Origin of the sequence: Amycolatopsis endophytica, from assembly GCF_013410405.1 — a bacterium.
Classification (GTDB): domain Bacteria; phylum Actinomycetota; class Actinomycetes; order Mycobacteriales; family Pseudonocardiaceae; genus Amycolatopsis_E; species Amycolatopsis_E endophytica.
The window spans coordinates 985,570-1,009,295 of the sequence record NZ_JACCFK010000001.1; the positions used below are offsets into that span (position 1 = coordinate 985,570).

Annotated in this window: 21 protein-coding genes; 8 read left to right on the forward strand and 13 right to left on the reverse strand. The window is 69.8% G+C overall.

Annotation, left to right across the window (positions count from 1 at the left end; genetic code table 11):
• Positions 1–123 precede the first annotated feature (123 nt).
• Together HNR02_RS04815 and HNR02_RS04820 are read left to right on the forward strand one after the other, a co-directional pair.
• Positions 124–1,308, forward strand: coding sequence for a cytochrome P450 (locus HNR02_RS04815; protein WP_179772001.1), 1,185 nt, complete (start codon positions 124–126; stop codon positions 1,306–1,308).
• A gap of 8 nt (positions 1,309–1,316) precedes the next feature.
• Positions 1,317–1,511: a ferredoxin gene (locus HNR02_RS04820; protein ID WP_179772002.1), complete on the forward strand. Its 195-nt coding sequence runs from the start codon at positions 1,317–1,319 to the stop codon at positions 1,509–1,511.
• A gap of 64 nt (positions 1,512–1,575) precedes the next feature.
• Here HNR02_RS04820 and HNR02_RS04825 read toward each other — a convergent pair whose 3' ends face one another.
• The 4 genes from HNR02_RS04825 to HNR02_RS04840 are packed head-to-tail and all read right to left on the reverse strand — an operon-like array spanning position 1,576 to position 5,666.
• Positions 1,576–2,400 (reverse strand): carbohydrate ABC transporter permease, encoded by an 825-nt coding sequence (locus tag HNR02_RS04825; RefSeq protein ID WP_179772003.1) that lies wholly within the window; start codon positions 2,398–2,400, stop codon positions 1,576–1,578.
• Complete coding sequence (locus HNR02_RS04830; protein ID WP_179772004.1) at positions 2,397–3,332, reverse strand: carbohydrate ABC transporter permease; 936 nt, start codon at positions 3,330–3,332, stop codon at positions 2,397–2,399. Before HNR02_RS04830 ends, HNR02_RS04825 begins: the two co-directional genes overlap by 4 nt.
• The gene (locus tag HNR02_RS04835; protein ID WP_179772005.1) at positions 3,329–4,669 is read right to left on the reverse strand and encodes an ABC transporter substrate-binding protein; all 1,341 of its coding nucleotides are present in this window, start codon (positions 4,667–4,669) and stop codon (positions 3,329–3,331) included. The genes HNR02_RS04830 and HNR02_RS04835 overlap by 4 nt, the downstream gene beginning before the upstream one ends.
• Entirely contained in the window at positions 4,662–5,666 is a 1,005-nt protein-coding gene (locus HNR02_RS04840) for a zinc-dependent alcohol dehydrogenase family protein (RefSeq protein ID WP_179772006.1), read from the reverse strand. Before HNR02_RS04840 ends, HNR02_RS04835 begins: the two co-directional genes overlap by 8 nt.
• Positions 5,667–5,787: 121 nt before the next feature.
• On the opposite strand from HNR02_RS04840, the gene HNR02_RS04845 reads away from it, so the two are divergent.
• Both HNR02_RS04845 and HNR02_RS36730 read left to right on the forward strand, forming a co-directional pair.
• Complete coding sequence (locus HNR02_RS04845; RefSeq protein ID WP_179772007.1) at positions 5,788–6,744, forward strand: sugar-binding transcriptional regulator; 957 nt, start codon at positions 5,788–5,790, stop codon at positions 6,742–6,744.
• 270 nt (positions 6,745–7,014) lie between these two features.
• Positions 7,015–7,161: a HepT-like ribonuclease domain-containing protein gene (locus tag HNR02_RS36730; protein WP_218902664.1), complete on the forward strand. Its 147-nt coding sequence runs from the start codon at positions 7,015–7,017 to the stop codon at positions 7,159–7,161.
• Here the strand turns inward: HNR02_RS36730 and HNR02_RS04855 are convergent.
• Positions 7,154–8,416 (reverse strand): cytochrome P450, encoded by a 1,263-nt coding sequence (locus HNR02_RS04855; protein WP_179772008.1) that lies wholly within the window; start codon positions 8,414–8,416, stop codon positions 7,154–7,156. The two genes, HNR02_RS36730 and HNR02_RS04855, sit on opposite strands and share 8 nt — an antisense overlap.
• A gap of 154 nt (positions 8,417–8,570) precedes the next feature.
• On the opposite strand from HNR02_RS04855, the gene HNR02_RS04860 reads away from it, so the two are divergent.
• Positions 8,571–9,635, forward strand: coding sequence for a hypothetical protein (locus HNR02_RS04860; protein WP_179772009.1), 1,065 nt, complete (start codon positions 8,571–8,573; stop codon positions 9,633–9,635).
• Between the two features lie 79 nt (positions 9,636–9,714).
• Here HNR02_RS04860 and HNR02_RS04865 read toward each other — a convergent pair whose 3' ends face one another.
• Positions 9,715–12,219, reverse strand: a complete 2,505-nt coding sequence (locus tag HNR02_RS04865) for a DEAD/DEAH box helicase (protein WP_179772010.1) — start codon at positions 12,217–12,219, stop codon at positions 9,715–9,717.
• 108 nt (positions 12,220–12,327) lie between these two features.
• Between HNR02_RS04865 and HNR02_RS04870 the strand changes: the two genes are divergently transcribed.
• Entirely contained in the window at positions 12,328–13,587 is a 1,260-nt protein-coding gene (locus HNR02_RS04870) for a SatS C-terminal domain-containing protein (protein ID WP_179772011.1), read from the forward strand.
• A 57-nt stretch (positions 13,588–13,644) separates the two neighbouring features.
• Here HNR02_RS04870 and HNR02_RS04875 read toward each other — a convergent pair whose 3' ends face one another.
• Positions 13,645–14,841, reverse strand: a complete 1,197-nt coding sequence (locus HNR02_RS04875) for an MFS transporter (protein ID WP_179772012.1) — start codon at positions 14,839–14,841, stop codon at positions 13,645–13,647.
• A 69-nt stretch (positions 14,842–14,910) separates the two neighbouring features.
• Positions 14,911–16,011, reverse strand: coding sequence for an adenosine deaminase (locus HNR02_RS04880; protein ID WP_179772013.1), 1,101 nt, complete (start codon positions 16,009–16,011; stop codon positions 14,911–14,913).
• 204 nt (positions 16,012–16,215) lie between these two features.
• Here HNR02_RS04880 and HNR02_RS04885 point away from each other — a divergent pair, with 204 nt between their 5' ends.
• Positions 16,216–17,364 (forward strand): coiled-coil domain-containing protein, encoded by a 1,149-nt coding sequence (locus HNR02_RS04885; protein ID WP_179772014.1) that lies wholly within the window; start codon positions 16,216–16,218, stop codon positions 17,362–17,364.
• Between the two features lie 69 nt (positions 17,365–17,433).
• On the forward strand, positions 17,434–17,808 hold the full coding sequence (locus tag HNR02_RS04890; protein ID WP_179772015.1) for a VOC family protein: 375 nt from the start codon (positions 17,434–17,436) through the stop codon (positions 17,806–17,808).
• A gap of 295 nt (positions 17,809–18,103) precedes the next feature.
• Here HNR02_RS04890 and HNR02_RS04895 read toward each other — a convergent pair whose 3' ends face one another.
• Genes HNR02_RS04895 through HNR02_RS04915 form a run of 5 tightly spaced genes read right to left on the reverse strand, consistent with a single transcriptional unit; the run spans position 18,104 to position 23,664 of the window.
• Positions 18,104–19,387, reverse strand: a complete 1,284-nt coding sequence (locus tag HNR02_RS04895) for a thymidine phosphorylase (protein ID WP_179772016.1) — start codon at positions 19,385–19,387, stop codon at positions 18,104–18,106.
• On the reverse strand, positions 19,384–19,773 hold the full coding sequence (locus tag HNR02_RS04900) for a cytidine deaminase (protein WP_179772017.1): 390 nt from the start codon (positions 19,771–19,773) through the stop codon (positions 19,384–19,386). The genes HNR02_RS04895 and HNR02_RS04900 overlap by 4 nt, the downstream gene beginning before the upstream one ends.
• Positions 19,773–21,038, reverse strand: a complete 1,266-nt coding sequence (locus HNR02_RS04905) for an ABC transporter permease (RefSeq protein WP_179772018.1) — start codon at positions 21,036–21,038, stop codon at positions 19,773–19,775. Before HNR02_RS04905 ends, HNR02_RS04900 begins: the two co-directional genes overlap by 1 nt.
• Positions 21,035–22,126 carry an ABC transporter permease gene (locus tag HNR02_RS04910; RefSeq protein WP_179772019.1) on the reverse strand — a complete coding sequence of 364 codons (1,092 nt, stop codon included), beginning with the start codon at positions 22,124–22,126 and terminating at the stop codon, positions 21,035–21,037. The genes HNR02_RS04905 and HNR02_RS04910 overlap by 4 nt, the downstream gene beginning before the upstream one ends.
• Positions 22,123–23,664 (reverse strand): ABC transporter ATP-binding protein, encoded by a 1,542-nt coding sequence (locus HNR02_RS04915; protein ID WP_179772020.1) that lies wholly within the window; start codon positions 23,662–23,664, stop codon positions 22,123–22,125. The genes HNR02_RS04910 and HNR02_RS04915 overlap by 4 nt, the downstream gene beginning before the upstream one ends.
• Positions 23,665–23,726 lie beyond the last annotated feature (62 nt).

The window sequence follows — 23,726 nt, forward strand, 5'->3', positions numbered from 1 at the left end:
CCTCTCCGTCACCGCGGCCAGATTCTCTCACCCGAACGCAGGTGGACGAAAACCTTCCACATCACTACCTTGGGCCATAAGTGGAAGACATCCTTCCACATTTGTCCGGAATGGGGTGGACCCGTGACTGCTCAGCTTCCCGCCACACTGCCCATCACACGCGGCTGCCCGTACGCGCCGCCGGAAGAACACCGCAAACTGCAGGAAGACTCGCCCGTCTCCCGGGTGACGCTGCCCAGCGGCACGACCGCGTGGGCCCTGAGCCGCCACGAGGACATCCGCAAGATGCTCACCGACCCGCGGTTCAGCTCCGACCGGCGCAACCCCGGGTTCCCGCTGCTCATCAAGGGACAGCGGCTCGACACCCCCTTCCGCGCGTCCCTGATCGGCATGGACCCGCCGGAGCACGGACCGGCCCGCCGCATGGTGGTCGGCGAGTTCACGGTGAAGCGGATGGCCGCGCTGCAACCCCGCATCCAGGAGATCGTCGACGAGCACATCGACGCGATGCTCGCCGGCCCGCGCCCGGCCGACCTGGTGAAAGCGCTCTCCCTGCCGGTGCCGTCGCTGGTCATCTGCGAGCAGCTCGGCGTTCCCTACAGCGACCACGAGTTCTTCCAGGCCAACTCGTCGACGCTGCTGAGCCGCACGGCCTCGCCGGAGGAACGCCAGGACGCCGTCGAGGCGCTGCGGAACTACCTGCGTGACCTGATCGCGGAGAAGGAGAAGGCCCCGGCCGAAGACCTGCTCAGCCGCCAGCTCGCGAAGCAGGAGGACCGCGAGGAGCTGGTCAGCCTCGCGTTCCTGCTGCTCATCGCCGGTCACGAGACCACGGCGAACATGATTTCGCTGGGCGTCATGACGTTCCTGGAACACCCGGAGAACATCCGGACGATCACCGACGACCCGTCGAAGACGCTGCTCGCGGTCGAGGAGATGCTGCGCTACTTCACCATCGCCGAGTTCGCGACCTCACGAGTCGCCGTCGAGGACGTCGAAATCGGCGGCGTGACGATCAAGGCGGGCGAAGGCGTCGTGGCGCTGAGCAACACCGCCAACCGCGACCCCGAAGTGTTCGAGCACCCCGACGAGCTGGACATCGAGCGCGGCGCGCGCCACCACCTCGCCTTCGGCTTCGGCGCGCACCAGTGCCTCGGCCAGAACCTGGCGCGGATGGAGCTGCAGATCGTGTTCGACACGCTGTTCCGGCGGATCCCCGGCCTGCGGTCCGCCGTGCCGATGGACTCCCTGCCGTTCAAGGACGACGCGAGCATCTACGGTATCCACGAGTTCCCGGTGACCTGGTAGGAGGAACCATGCGCATCGTCGCGGACACCGACACCTGCATCGGCGCCGGTCAGTGCGTGCTGACCGAGCCCGAGGTGTTCGACCAGGACGACGACGGCACCGTCGTCCTCCTGGAGGAGAACGTCGAGGGCGGACACGCCGAAAGCGCCCGTGAGGCAGTGAAACTCTGCCCGGCCCAGGCGCTGTCGACCTCGGAGGACTGACACCACCACTGTGGCGTCGGGAGCGCCCGGCGCCCCCAACGCCACAGTGGGCAACGCCGGATGCCTACTTCACCGCGCCCATCGACAGGCCGCGGACCAGGTGGTTCTGCGCGATCCAGCCGACGATCATCACCGGCAGCGAGGCCAGCAGCGCGGCCGCGGACAGCTGCGCCCAGTACAGGCCCTCACTGGTGATGAAGCCGACGAGGAACACCGGCACGGTGCCGGCCCGCGCCGCCGTCAGGTTGACCGCGTAGAAGAACTCGGTCCACGAGAAGATGACGCAGATCAACGCGGTCGCCGCGATGCCGGGCGCGACCACGGGCAGGATCACCCGGTACAGCAGTGTCGGGAGGCTCGCCCCGTCGACGCGCCCGGCCTCGATCATCTCGGTCGGCACTTCGAGGAAGAACGAGCGCATCATCCAGATCGCCAGCGGCAGGTTCATCGCCGTGTAGAGGATGACCAGCGCCCACACGTTGTCCAGCAGCTGCGTGCGCTGCGAGATGACGTACAGCGGGATGATCGCGGCCACGATCGGCAGCATCTTCGTGGACAGGAAGAACCCGAGCACGTTGCTCGTCTTGGGCACCGGGGCGAGCGACAGCGCGTACGCCGCCGGCACGCCCAGTGCCAGCACGATCAGCGTGGACAGGACCGTCACGAACGCCGAGTTGCCCAGGTAGGGCAGGAAACCGCGCTCGAAGATGCTGGCGAACTGGTCCAGCGTCGGGGTGAACGCGATCCGCGGCGGATCGGTGTAGGCGTCGGCCTCCTGTTTGAAGGCCGTGATCACCATCCAGATCAGCGGGAACACGAACAGGATCGCGATCACCCACGTCGCCGTGGTCAGTGAGGCGGGACCGAGCCGCCTGCGTACGGTGCTCACTTCACGACCCCCTTGCTGACGTCGAAGGCGCGGAACATCAGCCGCAGCGCGAAGGTCGCCACGATCAGCGTCAGGATCACCACGATCACGCCCATCGCCGACGACTGGCCGATGTCGAAGCCCTGGAAGGCCCGCTGGTAGATGTAGTACGGCAGGTTGGTGCTCGCGGTGCCCGGACCGCCCTGCGTCATCAGGAAGATCGCGTCGAAGCTGTTCACGATGTAGATCGCGCCCAGCAGCACCGACAGCTGCAGGTACCGGGACAGGTGCGGCAGCGTGATCGACGCGAACGTCCGCCACCGGCCCGCGCCGTCGACCTGCGCGGCCTCCAGCACGTCCTTCGGCTGACTCTGCAGACCGGCCAGGATCAGCAGCATCATGAACGGCGTCCACTGCCACACGACCTGCGCCATCACCGAGCCGAGCGGGAACTCCGACAGCCAGTCGGTCTCCCCGCCGAAGACGAAGTTCAGCAGCCCGTAGGTCGGGTCGAACATCGTCGTCTTCCACAGCAGCGCGCCCGCCGCGGGCAGGATGAGGAACGGCGTGATCAGCAGCGTCCGCACGACGCCGCGGCCGAGGAACTTGCGGTCCAGCAGCAGCGCCAGGCCGAGCCCGAGCAGCAGCGCGACGAGCACGCACACCACCGTCAGTACCACGGTGTTGAGCATCGCGCCGCGGAACTGGGAGTCGGCGAACACGTCGACGTAGTTGCCGAAGCCGACGAAGTGCTGCGAACCCGGCCGCACCAGGTTCCACGACTGGAACGAGTAGACCACCGTGAGGATGAACGGGATCTGGGTCACCACGATGGTGAACAACAGCGCGGGCAGCAGGGGCGCCCGGCGTGCCCAGGCCCCGGTTCCCTTGCGCTTCTCCGGTTTCGCTTCGACCTTCTGTCCACTGTCCACAGTGGGCGCCACAGCGGTCATTTCGTCTCCCGGTAGGAATCGCCGACGGTCTGCGCGTACTCCTGTGACTGGGCGATGGCCTCGTCGACGGTGATCTGACCGGCTATCGCGGCCGAGAGCTCCTGGCTGACCCGGGTGCCCAGGTCCTGGAACTCGGGAATGCCCACGAACTGGATGCCGGGGTAGGGCACCGGCTTCGTCATCACGTTGCGCTGGTCGGCCGCGTCGATCCCGTCCAGCGTCGGCTGCGCGTAGGCCTTCGCGGCGTCCGCGTACTCGGGGATCCGGTAAGTGGACAACCGGCACCCCGGCGGGACACGGTTCCAGCCGTAGGTCTTGCCCACGGTCTGCACGAACTCCTTGTTCGTCATCCACTGCAGGAACTTCCACGAGTCCTGCTTGTTCTTCGCGACCTTCGGGATCGCCAGCGACCAGGTGTAGAGCCAGCCGCTGGCCTCGGTCTTGTTCACCGGCGCGGCGACGTACCCGGACTTGCCGACGATCTTGCTGGACTCCGGGTCCTCGTTCGTCCCGGCCATGACCGTCGCGTCGTACCACATCGCGGCCTGGCCCTGCCCATAGCGCGTGCCGCATTCGGAGAACCCGGCGCTGGAGGCGCCGACCTCGCCGTAATCGCGAACCAGGTTCACGTAGAAGTTCGCGGCCTCGCGGAACTCCGGCGAGTCCAGCTTCGCGTTCCAGTCCTGGTCGAACCACTGCGCGCCGAAGGTGTTGGCGACCGTGCTGAACGGGGCCAGGCTCTCGCCCCAGCCGGGTTTGCCGCGCAGGCAGATGCCGGATACCCCGGCGGCCTTGTCGTCCAGCTTCGCGGCGAAGTCGGCGATCTGCTGCCACGTCGGATGGTCCGGCATGGTCAGCCCGGCCTGCTCGAACAGGTCCTTGCGGTAGGCCAGGAACGACGACTCGCCGTAGAACGGCACCGCGTACATCGAGCCCTCGTAGGACAGCGAGTCGCGGATGCTCGGGATGAAATCGTCCGGGTCGTAGCCGGGACTGGAGTCGATGTAGGGCTGCAGGTTCTCCAGCCAGCCGTTGGCCGCCCACTGCGGGGTCTCGTAGTTGCTGACCATCACCGCGTCGAACTCGCCGCCCTGGGTGGCGGTCGACGCGGTGATCTTCGCGCGCGCCTGGTTCTCCGGCAGCGACACGAACTTGAGCTTGATGCCCGGGTTCGCCGCCTCGAACTCGTGCGACAACGAGATGGCGTCGTTCATCTGCGGGTTCGCCACGATGGCGATGACGAGTGTGTTGCCGCCGGCGCCGAGCGCGCCGGCGCCCGCGCAGCCGGTGAGGGTCAGCAGCGCGGCGACCGCGAGGAGTGCCAGGCGTTTACGCATTCGGGGCCCCCGGCAACACCTGGACCTTCAACCCCGCGCCACTGCGCATCAGTTCCAGCGCGTCGAGGAAGCGTTCCAGCGGCAACGCGTCGGTCAGCAGGGCGTTCGTGTCGACCGCGCCGGACGCCACGAGGTCCAGCGCGGCACCGTAGGAGTGCAGAACAGCCATCGAACCCACCACCGTGATCTCGTCGTTGTAGATCCGGAACGGCGAAAGCGCGACACGTGCCTCCGCCGGGGCGACGCCGAAGACGAGCAGACGCCCGCCGCGGCGCAGCGAATCGAAGGCGGCCTCGATCGCCGGGGCCGCACCGGTGCAGTCGGCCGCCGCGTCGAACCGCTCGCCGTCCAGTTCGGACACGTCGGCGGCGACGGCGTGCGCGCCGAGGTCCTTGGCCCGCGGCAGGCGGGACGCGTTGCGGTCGACGACCGTGACGCGGGCACCGGCCCGCTGCAGGAGCATCTGCATGATCAGGCCCATGGTCCCGGCGCCGACGACGAGGAAGTGCTCGCCCGCCTCGACCCCGACGCGGCGCACGCCGTGCACCGCGCAGGACACCGGCTCGACCAGCGCGCCCTCCTGCCAGGACAGGTGGTCGGGCAGGCGGTAGCAGGTGCTCGCGGGAACGCTCACGTATTCGGCGAAGGCGCCGTCGACGGTGTCGCCGGTGGCGCCCCAGTTCTCACACAGGTTGCCGTGCCCGGCGCGGCACGGGTCGCAGTAGCCGCAGAACAGCGAGGGGTCGACGGCCACGCGGTCGCCGACCTTCCAGCCGCCGGGGACGTTCCCGCCGAGTTCGACGATCTCGCCCGCGAACTCGTGACCGGGGACGATCGGGTACGGCGTCGGCGGGAAGTGGCCGTCGGCGATGTGCAGGTCGGTGCCGCAGATGCCGGTGGCCCCGACCTTGATCACGACGTCGCGCTCCCCCGGTGCCGGATCGGGCACCTCGCCGACCCTGATGGAACCCGGTTGATCGACGATGGCGGCGCGCATGCCGTGTCACCTCTCCCTGCGCTCAGCTGAGCGCATCACGACTCTGTGGTCCTATGCTCGGTTGTGAATTAGAGGCTTTTGCCGGGGCTTGCGTCAACGGTTCGCGCGCTATCATGCTCAGATGAGCGAGTCTGGCGTGCTGAACGGCCTCACCGCGACGCTGGTCGCGTACCGGTTCTACGTGCTGGGCCAGTCCAAGATCGAGATCGCCGCGGACTTCGGGATCAGCAGGTTCAAGGTGGCGCGGATGATCGACGCGGCGCTCGCGCGGGGCCTGGTGCGGGTCGAGTTCGCGCCGCCAGCGCCGGTCGATGTGCGACTGTCCGACGAGCTGCGGTCGGCGTACGGCCTTCGGCAGGCGTTCGTGCTCAACCGAGCGGCCAGTGCCGGACAGCGGCCGCAGGTGCGGCAGCAGGTCGGCGCGTTCGCGGCCCAGTTGCTGGCGGAGACGGTCACCGAGGACGACGTGCTGGGCCTGTCGTGGGCGCGGTCGGTGAACGCGATGGCGGTGTCGGTGCGGCGGCTGCCGAAGTGCCCGATCGTGCAGCTGTGCGGGGTGCAGGCGGGCATGGACATGCGGGACCGGTCGGTGGAGACGGTGCGGCGGGTGGCGGAGGTGTCCGGTGGTGACGCGTTCCCGATCTTCGGCCCGCTGGTGCTGCCGGACCGGCGGACCACCGAGATCCTGCGGCGGCAGCCGGGCATCGCCGAGACGTTCGCGCAGTTCCCGCGGCTAACGAAGGCCGTGGTGAGCATCGGCGCGTGGCTCCCGGGCGAGTCGACGGTCTACGACGCGGTCTCCCCGGCCGAACGCGAGGCGATCAGCGCGCGCGGCGCGAAGGCGGAGGTCGCGGCCCGCCTGTTCGACGCCGACGGCAGGCCGCTGTCGACGGGCCTCGCCCACCACGTGCTGGCCATCGACACGGCGGAACTGCTGCGCGTACCGGAGGTGATCGCCCTCGGCTACACGGCCCCCAAGGCCGAGGCCATCGACGCCGTGCTGCGCTCGGGCCTGGTGTCGACGCTGATCACGGACACTCCGGCGGCCGAACGCGCACTGCAGCTCCGCGGCACCTGACCGTCGGCCTGCTCGGTTACGGAGATCCGCGCCCGGTACGGGATCGCCGAATTGCTGATCTTCGGTTCCACCGGGCGTGGCGATGGCGGACCGTCGAGCGGGCCCCTCTCTGCGGCGTGATCACCTGCTGATCGCGGAGATGACCGATGCCGCCGAGCAAGCGCAGCTCCTCGCGGCCGGCGCGGACATGGAGCGCCTCGAAAACGACCGGCAGCGGCGGGACGCGCTGCTGGGGAACTTCACGGTCCTCGGCGAGGCCAACATCCCGAAGTGCCCTGGCGTCGCCCTGCCGCTCTGCGGAACCGCATCGTCCACGGCTACTGGTCGATCGACCTCGCCGTTCTCCACACCACCGCGAACGAGCAGCTCGGCGAGCTGATCAAGGCCCTCCGCGTGGTGCTCGACAAACTTACCTGACCCGCACCGGCAGCGTGTCCACCCCGTAGACGATCGACGTCTGGCGGTAGCTCAGCTGCTCCGGCTCGATGTCCAGGCGCAGGTCCGGGAAGCGCCGCACCAGTGCCGGGTACGCGGCGCGCAGTTCCATGCGCGCCAGTTCCGCTCCGATGCACCGGTGCGCGCCCCAGCCGAAGGCCAGGTGCTGCGTCGCCGGGCGGGTGGCGTCGAAGGTTTCCATGTCGGCGCCCAGGTCGGCGTCGCGGTTGGCTCCGCTCAGCGACACGAACACGATGTCGCCCTTGGCGATCTGCTGTCCGCCGACCGTGACGTCCTCGCGCGCGAACCGCGGGAACGCCACCTGCACCACGGTGAGGTACCGCAGCAGCTCTTCGACGAAGTTGTGCGCCGCCTCGTCGGAGGCGCGCACCAGCTCGAACGTCTCGCGGTCGCGCAGCAGCACGATCGCCCCGAGAGCCAGCATGCTCGCCGTCGTCTCCAGGCCACCGGTCAGCACACCGTCGGCGAGACCGGCCAGCTCCTGATCGGAGATGCGGTCACCGTGCTCCTTGACCAGCATGCCGAGCAGCCCGTCACCGGGCGACTCGCGCTGCTTCTTGACGATCTCCAGCAGGTAGGACAGCGACTCGGAGATCGCGCCGAACGACGCGCCCGCCCCGGCGAACAGGTCGAACCGGACCGTACTCAGCCGCTGGAAGTCGTCCCTGTCCTCGTAGGACACACCGAGCAGCTCGCAGATCGTCAGCGACGGGATCGGCAACGCGAACGACTGCATCAAATCGACCGGCCCGTCGGCCTTCTCCATCGCGTCGAGCTGGTCGGCGATGATCTCGTCGATCCGCGGCGTGAGCCGGCTCAGCCGCCGCATCGTGAACTCCGGCGTGAGCATCTTGCGCAGCCGCGTGTGGTCCGGCGGGTCGGCGAACCCCAGACCGCCCGGGTTCTGCTCGGCGGACAGCCCCGCCTTGCCGACCAGGTTCGTGTAGTCGTTGCTGAACTTGTCGGTGGCGGCGAGCACTTCCTTCGCCTCGCCGTACCCGGTGACCAGCCACGCGGTGATGCCGAACGGCAACGGCAGCTTGCTCACCGGCGCCTCGTCCCGGCTCGCGCCCAGCTCCGGCACCGGATCCAGCCCGTCGCGGCGCAACGGCATCAGCGCGGAATCAGGCAGGACCGACAGGTCGAAGCCCTTCTTCTGCGCTCTCGCCAGGTAGCGCCGTCCCACCCAGGAAACCACACGCGCGCGAAGCCCCATGACCGCAGATTACACGCGGCCACCGACCGTCCCGGGGCCGCGAGTGATGTCACTCTCGCAGGTGGTGCGGGTCACCCGGTAGGTCGGCGTCCGGTCTGGACCCCGCCGTCCCGGGTACATCGTGGCATCACCACAACCAGGGGAGTGAGCCGAGATGTCTGACAGGGCCCGCCTCGGGATGACCGCCGCGCTGTGCGTCCTCCTGCCGTTCGGACCGGCCGTGGCGCACGCCGCGCCGTCCGGGAACCAGCCCGCGATCGCGCAGGAGCAGATGAGCGACCTGCCGCAGGGACTGTGGGGACTGCTGGGCCTGCTCGGGCTCTTCGGCCTGCTGGGCCTGGCCCGGCGCGGCCCGAAGCGGAACGCGAAGAATCCGCTGGCCGGCTACGGCGGCGAGGACGAGATGAGCCGCGGACGCCATCAGGCACCGCCGGCGCCACGCGCCGGCTCGCCGATGGACATTCTGCCCGGCGCCCAGACCGACCGGAACCCGCAGGTGGAGCGCCCGCCGCTGATCGACCAGCCAGCCATGCCGCGAGCCGACGCGGCGATTCCGCATGCTCCGAACCGGCCCGCGATGCCCCGCGAGCCGATGCCCGAGCCCGGGTCCCGGCCCGCCATGCCGCAGGCGCAAGCCGAGCAGATCAGGCCGTACGCCAGCTACACCGAGATGGCTCCTCCGGCGCCGCAGGCCGAGGTGGACGCGCCCCTCGCCCCCGCCGACGCGGTACCGTTCCCCGACTACACCGCCGCCTCGGCCGACCCGGCCCAGCGCATGCCCGCCGAGGAGGCCACGCCCTACCCCGAACACAGCGGGTCCGCCGCGGCGCCCCAGTCGGCACCACGCGCACCGGCCATGCCCTACGGCGCCTACGCCGAGGTGCCCGCTCCGGCCCAGCCCGTGCAGGGCGAGCTGAACCCGCCGCGGACGGCGACGTCCTACCGCACCCATGGCGAAATCCCGCCAGCCGCGCACCAGGTGGGGCCGCGGGTCGACTCGCCGATGGACACCGCGCCCACCACCCCGACACCGGTCCAGTACCGGCACGGCCAGGACGCGTACCCGCAGACCGACCAGGACCCACCGCCGCAGCGACCGGTGGTACCGCAGCAGCAGGGCGGCAGCGGCGGCCCGACCTTCGCCGGCCTGCCCCGCTACCCCGAAACCACGACACCGGACCCAGGCCCGGTCGACGCCGGGCCCCGACACCGGCGTTGACCGTCGCTCCCCGCCGCGGGGTCCACACCCCCGGGACGCCGCGGCGGGGGGCCATCCACACCCGCTCGGGCCCCGGGCGTCAGAGCTGGTCGACCGCCGTCACCCGCAACACCGCCGTGCCCGCCTCGTCGGAAGCCGCGAGATCCACCTCGGCGCTGATGCCCCAGTCGTGATCGCCCGCCGGGTCGTCGAAGATCTGCCGCACGCGCCACACGTCCGGTTCCTTCTCGATCATCAGCATCGCCGGGCCGCGCGCGTCCGCGTCGATCCCCAGCGTGCCGTGCTGCTCGAAGTAGCCCTCCAGCGCTGCTTCCCACTCGATGTCGTTCCAGCCGGCCGCCGAGTCCAGCTCGCCCAGCTCCGCGTACGCGCGCCGCGCGGCCAGCTCGACCCGCCGGAACATCTGGTTGCGCACCAGCACCCGGAACGCCCGCTCGTTGCCCGTCACCGGCGGCGGCTTCTCCGGCAACGTCTGCGTGACAACCGGCTCCTCCCCCGGATGCCGCAGCGCCTCCCACTCGTCCAGCAGGCTCGAATCGACCTGGCGCACCATCTCGCCGAGCCACGCGATGAGGTCCTCCAGCGGCTCGGTCTTCGCCTCGTCGGGCACCGTCCGCCGCAGCGCGTCATACGTATCGGCCAGGTAGCGCAGCACCAAGCCTTCCGACCGGGCCAGCGAATAGAAGTTCACGTACTCGACGAAGTTCATCGCACGCTCGTACATGTCCCGCACGACCGACTTCGGTTTCAGCTCGTAGTCGTCGACCCACGGGTGCCCCTGCCGGTAGGTCGAGTACGCCGCCTCCAGCAACTCCTCCAGCGGCTTGGGGTAGGTGACATCGTCGAGCAGCGCCATCCGCTCCTCGTACTCGACACCCTCCGCCTTCAACGCCGCGACCGCTTCGCCGCGCGCCTTGAACTGCTGCTGCGACAGCACCGGCCGCGGGTTCTCCACAGTGGACTCGATCACCGAGACCACGTCGAGCGCGTACGTCGGCGACTCCGTGTCCAGCAGCTCGATCGCAGCCAGCGCGAACGGCGACAGCGGCTGGTTGAGCGCGAAGTCCAGCTGCAGGTCCATGGTCAGCCGCACGATCCGGCCCGTGGAGTCCGGTTCGGACAGCCGCTCGACCACTCCCGCGGCCACCAGCGCGCGGTAGATCGCGATGGCACGGCGGATGTGCCTGCGCTGCGCCGGCCGGTCCTCATGGTTGTCCTCCAGCAGGTGCCGCATGTGGTCGAACGCGTTGCCCGGCCTGGAGATCACGTTGAGCAGCATCGCGTGGCTGACCGTGAAGCTGGACGTCAGCGGCTCGGGCGCCGAGGAGATCAGCCGCTCGAACGTGCTCTCGGTCCAGTTGACGAATCCCTCGGGCGCGTTCTTGCGGACGATCTTGCGCTTCTTCTTCGGGTCGTCGCCCGCCTTCTGCAGCGCCTTGGCGTTCTCGATGACGTGGTCCGGCGCCTGCACGACGACGTACCCGTCGGTGTCGTACCCGGCGCGGCCCGCGCGGCCGGCGATCTGGTGGAACTCGCGTGCCTTCAGGTGCCGCTGGCGCACCCCGTCGTACTTGGTCAGCGCCGAGAACACCACCGTGCGGATGGGCACGTTGATGCCGACGCCGAGCGTGTCGGTCCCGCAGATCACCTTGAGCAGACCGGCCTGCGCGAGCTGTTCGACCAGACGGCGGTACTTGGGCAGCATGCCCGCGTGGTGCACGCCGATGCCGTGCCGCACCAGCCGCGACAGGGTCTTGCCGAAGCCGGCGGAGAACCGGAAGTCGCCGATCGCCTCGGCGAGCGCGTCCTTCTCGGCGCGTGTGGTGACGTTGATGCTCATCAGCGCCTGCGCCCGTTCGATGGCCGCCGCCTGCGAGAAGTGCACGACGTACACCGGGGCCTGTCCGCCGTGCAGCAGCTCCGTCATCGTCTCGTGCAGCGGCGTCAGCGCGTACCGGTAGGTCAGCGGGACCGGGCGCTGTGCGGAGGTGACGACCGCGGTGGCCCGGCCGGTTCGGCGGGTCAGGTCCTTCTCGAAGAACGTGACGTCACCGAGCGTAGCCGACATCAGCACGAACTGTGCGCCCGTCAGCTCCAGCAGCGGCACCTGCCACGCCCAGCCGCGATCCGGCTCGCTGTAGAAGTGGAACTCGTCCGCCACGACCTGGCCGACGGGGGCGTCGGCACCGAACCGCAACGCGATGTTCGCCAGGATTTCCGCCGTACAGCAGATGATCGGCGCGTCCGGGTTGACCGCGGAGTCGCCGGTCATCATCCCGACGTTGTCGGCACCGAAGATTTCGATGAGCTGGAAGAACTTCTCCGAGACCAGCGCCTTGATCGGCGCGGTGTAGTAGGACCGCTTCCCCTGTGACATCGCGGTGAAATGCGCACCGACGGCCACCAGGCTCTTCCCCGAGCCCGTCGGGGTGGACAAGATCACGTTCGCGCCGGAGACGACCTCGATCAGCGCCTCTTCCTGCGCCGGGTACAGCTCGAGCCCGCGTTCGGCCGTCCAGGCCGAAAACGTCTCGAACAGCGCGTCGGGGTCGGATTCCGCAGGCAGGAGTTCTGTGAGGGTCATTGTGGGTACCATCGTGCCACCCGCGGCCGGAGAGCAGATGGGGCCCATCGCGGGCGGTCCCGTCAAGCCGTAGGCTTCCCGCACACAGGTGTAATCCGGAGGGCTGGCATGGCACAGGACATCGTCCCGATCGAACTCGGGCTGCCGCAGGGGGACCTGGTGACCCTCTGGGCCCCGCGCTGGCGGGAGGACGGTGAGGAGTGGGAGGCGTTCCTCGGCGACGAGGAAGATCTGTACGCCTTCCCCGACGCCGCGCACCTGGCCGCGTTCGTCCGGACCGCCGAGCAGCACGACCTGATCGACCACCCGGCGTGGAACGCGGTTCCGGCGCTGAACGTGCCGGAGCTGATCCCGGACGACGACCACTCCTACGACCTGGTCGGCGTGCCCGAGCTGGTGGCCGAGGACCCGGATTCGTGGACGATCAGCGAGCTGGCCGAGATCGTCGGCATCGTGCGCTCGCTGGCCGACGTCTGCGAGCTGGAGGAGGTCCACGAGGTACTGGACGCCACCGAGGGCTTCTCGCTGCTGGAGCAGGGCCGCCTGCCGTTCACCGGCCGCGAGGGCGAGCGGCTGTGGAACGACCTGTCCGAGGCGGTGTCGGAGAAGTGGGACACCGTGCTGGACGCGATCGACGGCCTGGTGACGGTGCCCGGTGTGGACGCCGCGGTGCTCGACCAGACCGCCGAGGAGCTGGCCACGTTCCTGGAGGAGTCCGCCGAGGCGGAGGTCGAGTCCGAGAAGGACGACGACCTCGACCCGGTCGAGGGCGCGGACACCGATGAGGACGACGAGGAAGAGGACGTCCCGGTCGGGTTCTGGGGTGAGGTCGGCATCGACCCGATCAAGATCATCACCGCCGACCGCGAGCACTACACGCTGCGCTGCTACCTCGACGACGAGCCGGTCTTCCTCGGCAGCGACGGCAAGATCGACGTGTTCAAGTCGGAGAAAGCCCTCGCGCGGGCACTGGCCGACGCCGGGGCCTTCGCCGACTCCGACCTGGCCGAAGTGTCCACTTGGGACGAGGTCCTGTCGAAGGCGACCGCGGGCGAGCTGGAGATCGAGGTCGACACCGAGAACACCTACGTGCTCACCGGCCTGGACGAGGACCTGGCCGAGGGCCCGGACGCGATCGACCCGACGCAGCTGGACCTGGCGGTCGAACTGATCACCGACGCGGCGGACTGGGCCGGCGACGACACGGTGGCCACCGCACTGTCCACTTCGGAGAGCCTCGGCTGGCTGGTGTCGTTCGTGCTCAAGCCGGACCCCGGCCGTCTGGCGCCGAGCGCCCCGTTCGACACCGAGCAGAGCGAGTGGCGCAAGCTGGTGGAGGCGTTCGAGAACCGGTTGCGGACCCACTGAGTCCCCACGAGCGCGCCGCGGTCCCGTCGAGGGCCGCGGCGCGCTTTTTCGTTCGCGTCAGCGGCTCTCGGCTCGGACGGGCGTGAGGCCGATCGCCAGCACCGGGAACACCGCCGCCACGCAGAAGGCCAGCGCGTACCGCGAATCGCCGATCACCAGCCCCAGCAACGGCGGCGTGAGCGACGACGCGACGTTCTGCGCCGTGTTCTGCGCGCCCATCGCGCGCCCGGCCCAGTCGATCCCGGCCAGCTCCGCCGACGCGGTGAAACCGAGCCCGTTGTCGGCCACCGTGATCACCGCCGCCAGCGCCAGCGCCAGCAGCACCACCCACGTCCAGCTCGCGTCGCCCGCGGCGACCAGCAGCATGACGGCCGCGCTGGCCACCGCCAGCTGCCGCATCGGGCGGAGCCTGCTGCCCACCCGGTCCGACCACCACCCGGACACCAGTCGCCCGGTCGCGCCCAGCACCTGGACCGCGGCCAGGAACCAGCCCGCCGCCAGCGCGCTCCACCCGTGCGACGACACCAGGTACACCGGCGCGAACGCCGACACCGCGAACTGCGGGACCACCAGCAACGCGCTGGCACCGTGCAGCCGCCACAGCGTCGGCGTCCGGTACGGCGAGGCCGGCTTGGGCGCGCCCGCCTGCTTCGCGGGCCGCGGCGGGTCGATCACCAGCCACGCCACCAGCACGGCGACGACCATCCCGAAGACCGCGGGGAACAGCACCGCGGCGTGGAAACCCCAGTGCTGCGCCAGCGGCGGCAGGGCCAGCGCGGCGACCCCGACGCCGAGCGGCTGCGCGGTCTGCCGGATGCCCATCGCCGTGCCGCGCTCCGCGGGCCCGAACCAGCCCATCACCGCCCGGCCGCTGGCCGCGTTCACCGACGCCGTCAGCGCCCCGGCGAGCAGGAACAACGCGAACAGCGGGCCGGTCGACGGCTGGACGAGCCCGGTGACCAGCAACAGCACCGACGACGAACCCAGCCCGAGCGCCATCACGACCCGCTCGCCGAAGCGGTCGGCCGCCGCACCCCACGCGATCAGCGTGAACAGCAGGCCGATGCTGGGCGCGGCGACGATCGTGCCCGCCTGGGCCAGCGTCAGGCCGCCCGACCGCATCTCCGGCACCAGGAACGGGATGCCGTAGAGGAACGTGCAGCTGGCGGTCTGCGCGGCGAGGCCGAGCGCGAGGATGCCCCACCGGCGCCTACTCCTCGTGTCCAGTGCCACGCCGCCACCCATCGCCACCATCCCAAGATATGAGAACGAGTTCTTACATCCTGGACTTTACTTGGCATGGCTAACGATCACAAGGTCGTTTCAGATCAGCGGGGCGTACCCCGGTTTGATCACCCTGTCGATGATGTCGAGCCGTTGATCGAAATCGAGGAACGCCGACTTCATCGCGTTGATCGTGAACCACTGGAAGTCGGCCCAGCCGTAGCCGAAGGCGTCCGCGAGCGCCGCGAACTCGCTCGACATCGAGCAGCCGCTCATGAGCCGGTTGTCGGTGTTGACGGTCACCCGGAAGCGCAAGCCCGCCAGTAACCCGATCGGATGGTCGGCGATCGACGCGGCAGCCCCCGTCTGGACGTTGGAGGACGGGCAGATCTCCAGCGGGATGCGGCGGTCCCGGACGTAGCCGGCGAGCCGGCCGAGATGGACGGTGCCGTCCGGATCGCGCTTGATGTCGTCCACGATCCGGACACCGTGCCCGAGCCGTTCGGCGCCGCAATGCTGAATCGCCTCCCAAATGGAAGCGAGCCCGAACGCCTCACCGGCGTGAATGGTGAAATGCGCATTGTTCGTCCGCAAATACTCGAATGCGTCGAGGTTACGGGTGGGCGGGAATCCCGCTTCCGGTCCGGCGATGTCGAACCCCGCGACACCCGAGTCGCGGTAACGCACCGCGACCTCGGCGATCTCCTGCGCCCGGGCGTGCTGACGCATCGCACACAGCAAAGTACCCATTCGGATGACTTTCCCCTGCTGGGCGGCGCGACGCTCACCCTCCGCAAACCCCGCCTGGACGGCTTCGACGACCGCGTCCAGGGAGAGCCCGCGCTCGACGAACAGCTCCGGCGCGTACCGCACCTCGGCGTAGGCGACACCGTCCGCCGCGAGGTCCTCGACGCACTCCGCGGCAACCCTGACCAGGGCTTCCTCGGTCTGCATGACCCCGCAGGTGTGGGCGAAGGTCTCCAGGTAGGACTCCAGCGAGCCGGAGTCGGCCGCGTCGCGGAACCACTGGCTCAGCTCGGCGACGTCCGTGGTGGGCAGATCGCGGTATCCGAGGGCGTCGGCGAGTTCGATCACGGTCCCCGGACGGAGTCCTCCGTCGAGGTGATCGTGGAGCAGGACCTTGGGCGCCCGGCGGATGTTTTCCATGGTCAGGGGCGCGGCGGCAGAGGTGTCAGGCATGCTCTGACGGTACTCCGCGGACGGTCACCTACATGGACGCGCGGTGGCAACTCTCAGGCTCCACTCAAGGCTCAGACCGCCACTCGGCCCAACCGCATTCGGCCAGTTGGGGCGGGCTCCTTTACGGGGGCGATACCGACAGCAATTCCGCAATGGTTAAGCTTCGCCCACGTCCCTCTTTCCCCGCCGACGAAGGACACCGAAGTGACCACTGATAACCACATTGGAGCTCCGTCCTTCGACCGGATGCGCAACATGCTGGTGCGTGCGGCCGAAGTCCGCGAGAGCGAGCAGCAGCAGATCTTCGACGCGCTCGACGACATCTACGCGCGGCTTGCCCCGGTCGACTCGCTGGGCGCGGTGCGCAAGCGCCTGTCCGAGCTGCCCGACCGCACCGAGGTCGGCGTTCTCGCCGAGCGTCTCGACGAGGCGATGACGCGGCTGGAGTCGCAGGACAACGCGCTGGCGGACCTCGCGCGTGCGGTGGAGAGCATCGTCGACAAGCTGGCGAAGCCCTTCGCGCAGCTCGACGGTCGTCTGGACGGTGTCGCCGCCCGCTTCGAGGGCGTGGCCGGCCGGATGGACGGGCTCGAGGACAAGCTGGAGAACATCCACCGCCGCCTCGACGACCTGAACGGGCACCTGGACAAGCAGGACGCCAAGCTGGACGCGCTGCCGCAGGCGGTGCACGGCCCGGTGAAGGAGCGCATCGAGATGGCGGAGTCCATCCTGCGCGACCGCGTCGACTCCGGTCTGGGCGAGCTGCGTGAGCGGGTGGACAACGGTGTCGGCGAGCTGCGTGACCGGGTCGAGAGCGGCCTGACCGATCTGCGTGGCCGGGTCGACGAGGCCGAGACCCACAACCGCGAGCGCGTCGAGGCGGCCACGCAGTCGCTGCGCGGGGCGATCGACGAGACCGGCGAGATGCTGGATCCGACCGAGCGGCTGGAAGCGCTGTCTTCGCGGCTGGAGCAGATCAGCGGGCGCCTGGACGACCTGGGCAACCGGATCGACAAGGTCGACGAGGGTGTGGCCGCGCAGTTCGGCGATCTGGGTGGTTCGGTGAAGAGCGGGTTCTCCCGGGTGGAGAGCACGCTGTCCAGCCAGCCCGACACCGATTCGGTGAGTTCGGTGGTGCGCCGCAGCAACGAGGAGTCGGAGCGGCGCATCGGCGGCCAGCTCGACGAGGCGATGGCCACGTTCGCGGAGCTGATGCTCGGCGGTGGCCCGTCCGTGCCGCAGATCGCCCCGCCGCCGCCCGCGCAGCGCCAGCCGCGCCGCGCCCGCAACGGCCGGGCACCGAAGAACGCCGACGTGAAGCCCAAGTCCGACGGCGACGACTCGGACGCCTGAGTTTTTCCGGCCGGAGCCCCGGGCACGCTTGCCGTGCCCGGGGCTTCTCGCGTCTCTAGGCTGCTTCCCATGCTGAGGCTCGGATTCCCGGTGATCGGCGTCGACGACGTGGAGCGCGCGACGACCTTCTGGACAGCCGCACTGAACCTGACCCCGACCGGCGAGTGGGCGAGCGACACCTGGCGCACCCTGAACGACGGCGATCGACGAGTGCTGGCGCTCATGCGGAGCGAGACTCCCGTGCAGTCGCATCCCCGCACGCACCTGGACCTGTTCGTGGACTCGCGGGAGGAGCAGGAGGCCGAGGTGGAGCGCCTGGTGGCCCTCGGCGCGCACCGGGTGGCGTGGGACAGCTACCCGGCAAACCCCGACTTCGTCGTACTGGCCGACCCCGAGGGCAACATCTTCTGCGTGGTCGACCTGAGCCACGCCCCCTCAACCTGAGCCACACCCCCCGCCACGGCCAACACGGCGCCCGCAACAGCAAACACGGCGCCCGCAACGGCAAACACGCCGCTCGGAGCGGCAAACACGCCGCGCCGAGCCGTGTTGGCCGCTCCCGCTGGCGTGTTGGCCGCTCGCGGCAGCGTGTTGGCCCTTCCGGGACCGCCACCCGGCAACGCGAGCCGAACCAAAGACGTGCCCGGACCCAACGCAACCACCTAACGGCCGCCCACGCGCCCAGCGGTCACCCTCGCCGCGCGGAGGCGGCAGCCGAAGGCGACGGGCCAGCTCGTTTTTACTGCGCGTCGCTCACGCGCCTCAGCACCAGGGTTCCGCTGGACGGCGCCGAGTCCGCGACCTCGACGGCCCCGGTCAGGGCTTCCAACGCCCCGCCGACCGCGTCCGCCGTGTCCGTGTGCAGCTCCAGCAGTGGCTGCCCCTGGACGACCGGCTCTCCCGGCTTGACCAGACACCGAACGCCAGCCGCGTGCTGCACCGGATCCTCCCGCCGAGCCCGCCCAGCACCCAGTCGCCAAGCGGCGACACCCACGGCGTAAGCGTCCAAACGGGACAGGTACCCGGACGACCCGGCTTCCACCACGTGGACGTGAGCAGGGCGTGGCAGAGCCGCCGAAGGATCGCCGCCCTGCGCCGCGATCATCCGGCACCACGTCTCGTATGCCTCGCCGGAAGCCAGCACCGCGGCCGGGTCCGCCGACAACCCGGCCAGTGCCAGCATCTCCCGCGCCAGGGCCACCGTCAGCTCGACCACGTCCGCCGGACCGCCGCCCTGCAGGACCTCGACGGCCTCCGCGACCTCCACCGCGTTGCCGACCGCGGCACCCAGCGGTGTCGACATGTCGGTCAACAGCGCCGTCGTCGCCACCTCGTGCGCGGATCCGATCGAAACGAGCGTCCGCGCCAGCTCCAGCGCCTGCTCAGGTGACTTCATGAACGCCCCGGAGCCCGTTTTCACGTCCAGGACGAGACCCGACGCTCCTTCCGCGATCTTCTTGCTCATGATCGAGCTGGCGATCAACGGCACCGACTCGACCGTGCCCGTCACGTCCCGCAGCGCGTACAGCTTCCGGTCCGCCGGCGCCAACCCCGAGGTCGCGGCGCAGATCACCGCGCCGACCGAATTCAACTGCGCGGTGATCTCGTCGACCGACAGCGCGGCCCGCCAGCCCGGGATCGATTCCAGCTTGTCGAGCGTCCCGCCGGTGTGGCCGAGGCCGCGCCCCGACAGCTGGGGCACGGCCGCGCCGCAGGTGGCGACCAGCGGGGCCAGCGGCAGGGTGATTTTGTCACCGACCCCGCCGGTCGAGTGCTTGTCCACCGTCGGCCGGTCCACGCGCAAGGACAACCGCGAACCGGAGTCGATCATCGCGCCGGTCCAGGTGGCCGTCTCGCGGGCGTCCATTCCGCGCAGGAATACCGCCATCGCCAGCGCGGACATCTGCTCCTCCGCCACGTCACCGCGCGTGTAGGCGTCGATGACCCACCGGATCTGCTCGTCGCTGAGCACACCTCCGTCCCGCTTCGCGCGGATGACGTCGACCGCCGCAAACGCTTTCACGGCAGGTCCGCGGGACCGAAGGCGTCCGGCAGCACCGAGGTCATCGGCAGGATTCCGGACGGGGTGTCCACCAGGCACGAACCGCCGCCCAGCTCGAACAGGATCTGACGGCAGCGGCCGCACGGCATCAGCAGATCACCGGCACCGGACCGGCACGCCACCGCCGTCAGACGGCCGCCGCCGGAGAGCCGCAGCTGCCCGGCCATCGTGCATTCCGCGCACAACCCGACGCCGTAGGAGGCGTTTTCCACGTTGCACCCGGTCACGACCCGGCCGTCGTCCACCAGCCCCGCGACGCCGACGTGCAGCCCCGAGTAGGGCGCGTACGCGCTCTTCGCCGCCAGCACGGCCCGGGCACGCAGCGCCTCCCAGTCGATCCCGCTCATCAATCCCCCTCGCCGCGGCGATATCGCATGCCGCCGGCCTTGGGCGGTCGCAATCGTTGCGAGGCCACCGCGAGCACGATCAACGTCACCACGTGCGCGGTGTACGGGGTCAGCTCGCTCGGCAGCGAATCGTTGGACCAGTAGATCCAGTACAGGATCCCGGCCCCGACGACACCGAGCGCCGCCGCGATCCACTGCCGCCGGATCAGCTGCACCACGACGATCACGAACAGCAGCAGCACCACGCCGTACAGCAGCGCGAGCACCGCCGTGCCACCGCCGGAGAGCTGCAGACCGTCCGCGTACCCGAACAGCGCCGCACCGCCGAGCAGTCCGCCCGGCCGCCAGTTGCCGAAGATCATCGCGGCCAGACCGATGTACCCGCGGCCGTTGGTCTGGTTCTCCAGGTAGCCGCCGCCGCCCTGCAGCAGCACCAGCGAGGCACCACCCATGCCGGCCAGCCCGCCGGAGATCAGCACGCCCAGGTACTTGTGCGCGTACACGTTGATCCCCAGCGACTCGGCCGCCACCGGGTTCTCGCCGCACGACCGCAGCCGCAGCCCGAGCCGCGTCCGCCACAGCACCAGGTAGCTCACCGGCACCAGCAGGATCGCGATCATCGTCAGCGGCGCCACTCCGGTGACCAGCCCGTTGAGCAGGCCGGCCGCGTCCGAGATGAACACCCGCTGCTGGTCTTCCAGATCGGTGAGCCAGTCCGACAGGAACGTCGCCGAGTAGGTGTCGAACGTCGGCACCGTCGGCGACTGCCGCGGATTGCCGGACAGCGGTTCGAAGATCAGCGTCGCCAGGTACTTCGCGATACCGAGCCCGAGCAGGTTGATCGCCACACCGGACACGATGTGGTTGACGCCGAACGTGACCGTCGCGATCGCGTGCAGCAGACCGCCCAGCGCACCGAACACGATCGCCGCGCCAAGGCCCGCCCACGGGCCGCCGTAGTAGGCGCCCCACGCCGCACCCCAGGTGCCGAGGATCATCATGCCCTCGAGCCCGATGTTGACCACACCGCCGCGCTCCGACCACAGACCGCCGAGCGCGCACAGCAGGATCGGCAACGCCAGCCGCAGCGCGGTCTGCGCGGTGTTCGTCGAGGTCAGCGTGTTGACCCCGGTGAAGTACGACGCGGTGGACAGCACCGCGACGATCCCGACCGCCCAGACGATCCCGCGTGCCCAGCCGGGGATCCGGCGCTTGCGCGGCGTCGGCGGCACCGTCAGCGCCGTCGTCTCCGTCGCGAGACTCATACCGCTCCCCCTTCACTGACCGAGCCGGGACGGCCCCCGGACAACGCGCGCCCGACGCGGCGCTGCGCGGCGGCCAGGTCGGCCCGCTTCACGATTTCGTAGGCCACGACGACCGACAGCACGATGGCGCCCTGCATGATCGTCGCGATCTCCTTCGGCACGTCGACCTGTTCCAGTGACACCGCCGACTTGTCCAGGAACGCCCACAGCAGCGCGCCGAGCGCGATCCCGCCGGGGTGGTTGCGGCCCAGCAGCGCGACCGCGATGCCGGTGAAGCCGTAGCCCTGGGTGGAGGTGATGGCGTAGGTGTAGTCGCGGCCGACCAGCTCCGGGATGGCGACCAGTCCGGCCACCGCGCCGGAGAGCAGCATCGCGATCAGTGTCATCTTCTTCGCGTTGACGCCGCCCGCGGCGGCCGCCGTGGTCGACTCGCCGCTGGCCCGCAGCTCGAACCCGAAGCGGGTCCGGTTGAGCATGAACCAGTACGCGAACCCGATGACCGCGGCGATGATCACGAACCCGAACATCTCGCCGCCGCCGATCGGGATGTTCGGCACCCGCCCGGACGGCGCGATCTCCTCGGTCTTGAGGTTGTTCCCGGTCAGCACCCCGAACTGGTCGGGGTTGATCAGGAACGCCACGATGCCGCCGACGACCGCGTTGAGCATGATCGTCGAGATGACCTCGCTGACCCCGCGGGTCACCTTGAGGATCGCGGGCACCGCCGCGTAGAGCGCGCCGGCGAGCGCGGCCACCACGATGATGAACACGACGTGGATCACCGGCGGCAGCGCGAACGCCCCGCCGACGATCGCGGCCACCACACCGGCGAAGCGGTACTGGCCCTCGACACCGATGTTGAACAGGTTCATCTGGAAGCCGATGGCGACCGCGAGCCCGGACAGGTAGTAGACGACCGACAGGTTCACCGTGTCCACGGCGGTCGTGCCCTTGAAGAGCTGGCCGATCATGGTGCCGTAGGCCTGCAGCGGATCGGATCCGGAGATCAGCAGCGCGATCGAGCAGATCAGCACCGAGAACACGATCGCCAGCAGGGGCGGCAGCACCTTGGTGCGCCAGGAGGTCACGCGGCTTCCTCCGCTCCGGTCATGGCCGAGCCCAGTTCCGTCGGCGTGACGGTGGCGGGGTCGGCTTCGCTCACGAGACGTCCGCGCAGCATGACGCGGATGGTGTCGGACAGGCCGATCAGCTCGTCGAGGTCGGCGGAGATCAGCAGCACCGCGAGGCCGTTGTGCCTGGCCTGGCGGATCTGTTCCCAGATCAGCGCCTGCGCGCCGACGTCGACACCGCGGGTGGGGTGCGAGGCGATCAGCAGCGCGGGTTCGCCGGACAGTTCGCGGCCGACGACCAGCTTTTGCTGGTTCCCGCCGGACAGCGCCGCCGCGGGCACCTCGATGCCGGGTGTCCGGACGTCGTAGTCGGAGACGATCCGTTCGGTGTCCTTGCGGGCGCCCGCGATGTCGAGCAGCTGGCCCTTCGCGACCGGGCGCCGGGTCTGGTGGCCGAGAATCCGGTTGGCCCACAACGGTTGCGTCAGCAGCAGCCCGTGCCGGGTGCGGTCCTCGGGTACGTACCCGATGCCTGCCTCGCGCCGGGCGAGCGTGCCCAGACCGGTCAGGGCACGCGCGGTGCCGTCGGGGCCGACCAGCTCGATCGAACCGCCGCCCGCCTTGCGCATGCCCATGATCGTTTCGACCAGCTCGGTCTGACCGTTGCCCTCGACACCGGCGATGCCCAGCACCTCACCGGCGTGCACGGTGAAGGTGATGTCGGAGAGGATCGCACGGGCGGTGTCATCGGGACCTTCGGCGACCAGCCGCAGGCCCGAAACCCGCAGCACATCGCGATCGGTGACGGTGGACTCGCGGGTCTCCGGGCTCGGCAGCTCCGAGCCGACCATCATCTCGGCCAGCTCCCGCGAGGAGATCTTCTTCGGGTCGGCCGTGCCGACCGTGGTGCCCCGCCGGATCACGGTGACCGAGTCGGCGATCGCGCGCACCTCGTCCAGCTTGTGCGAGATGAAGATGAAGGTGAAGCCCTGCGACTGCATGCCGCGCACCGTCTCGAACAGCGCGTCGACCTCCTGCGGCACCAGCACCGCGGTCGGCTCGTCGAGGATGACGATCCGCGCGCCGCGGTAGAGCACCTTCATGATCTCGACGCGCTGCCGGTCGGCGACACCGAGCGTCTCGACCAGCGCGTCCAGCGGCGCGGACAGGCCGACCTGCTTCTCCAGCTCGGCCAGCTGCACGCGGGCGGCGCGGCCGATGCCGTTGAGTTTCTCGGCACCGAGCAGGACGTTCTCCCGCACGGTCAGGTTGTCGGCGAGCATGAAGTGCTGGTGCACCATGCCGATCCCGGCGCGGATCGCGTCCTGCGGGTTGCGCAGCCGGATCTGCTCGCCGTTGATCGTGATCGTGCCCTCGTCCGGCGGCTGCATGCCGTAGAGGATCTTCATCAGGGTGGACTTGCCCGCCCCGTTCTCGCCGCAGATGGCGTGGACCTCGCCGGACGCCACGGTCAGGTTGACGTCGGAGTTGGCGACCACGCCGGGAAAGCGCTTCGTGATGCCGCGCAGCTCGACGGCCGGTGGTGAGTTGGTCATGAGACCCCCGGAAACGGCGTACGGGGCCCGGGAGGGGTCACCCTCCCGAGCCCCGGACGCGG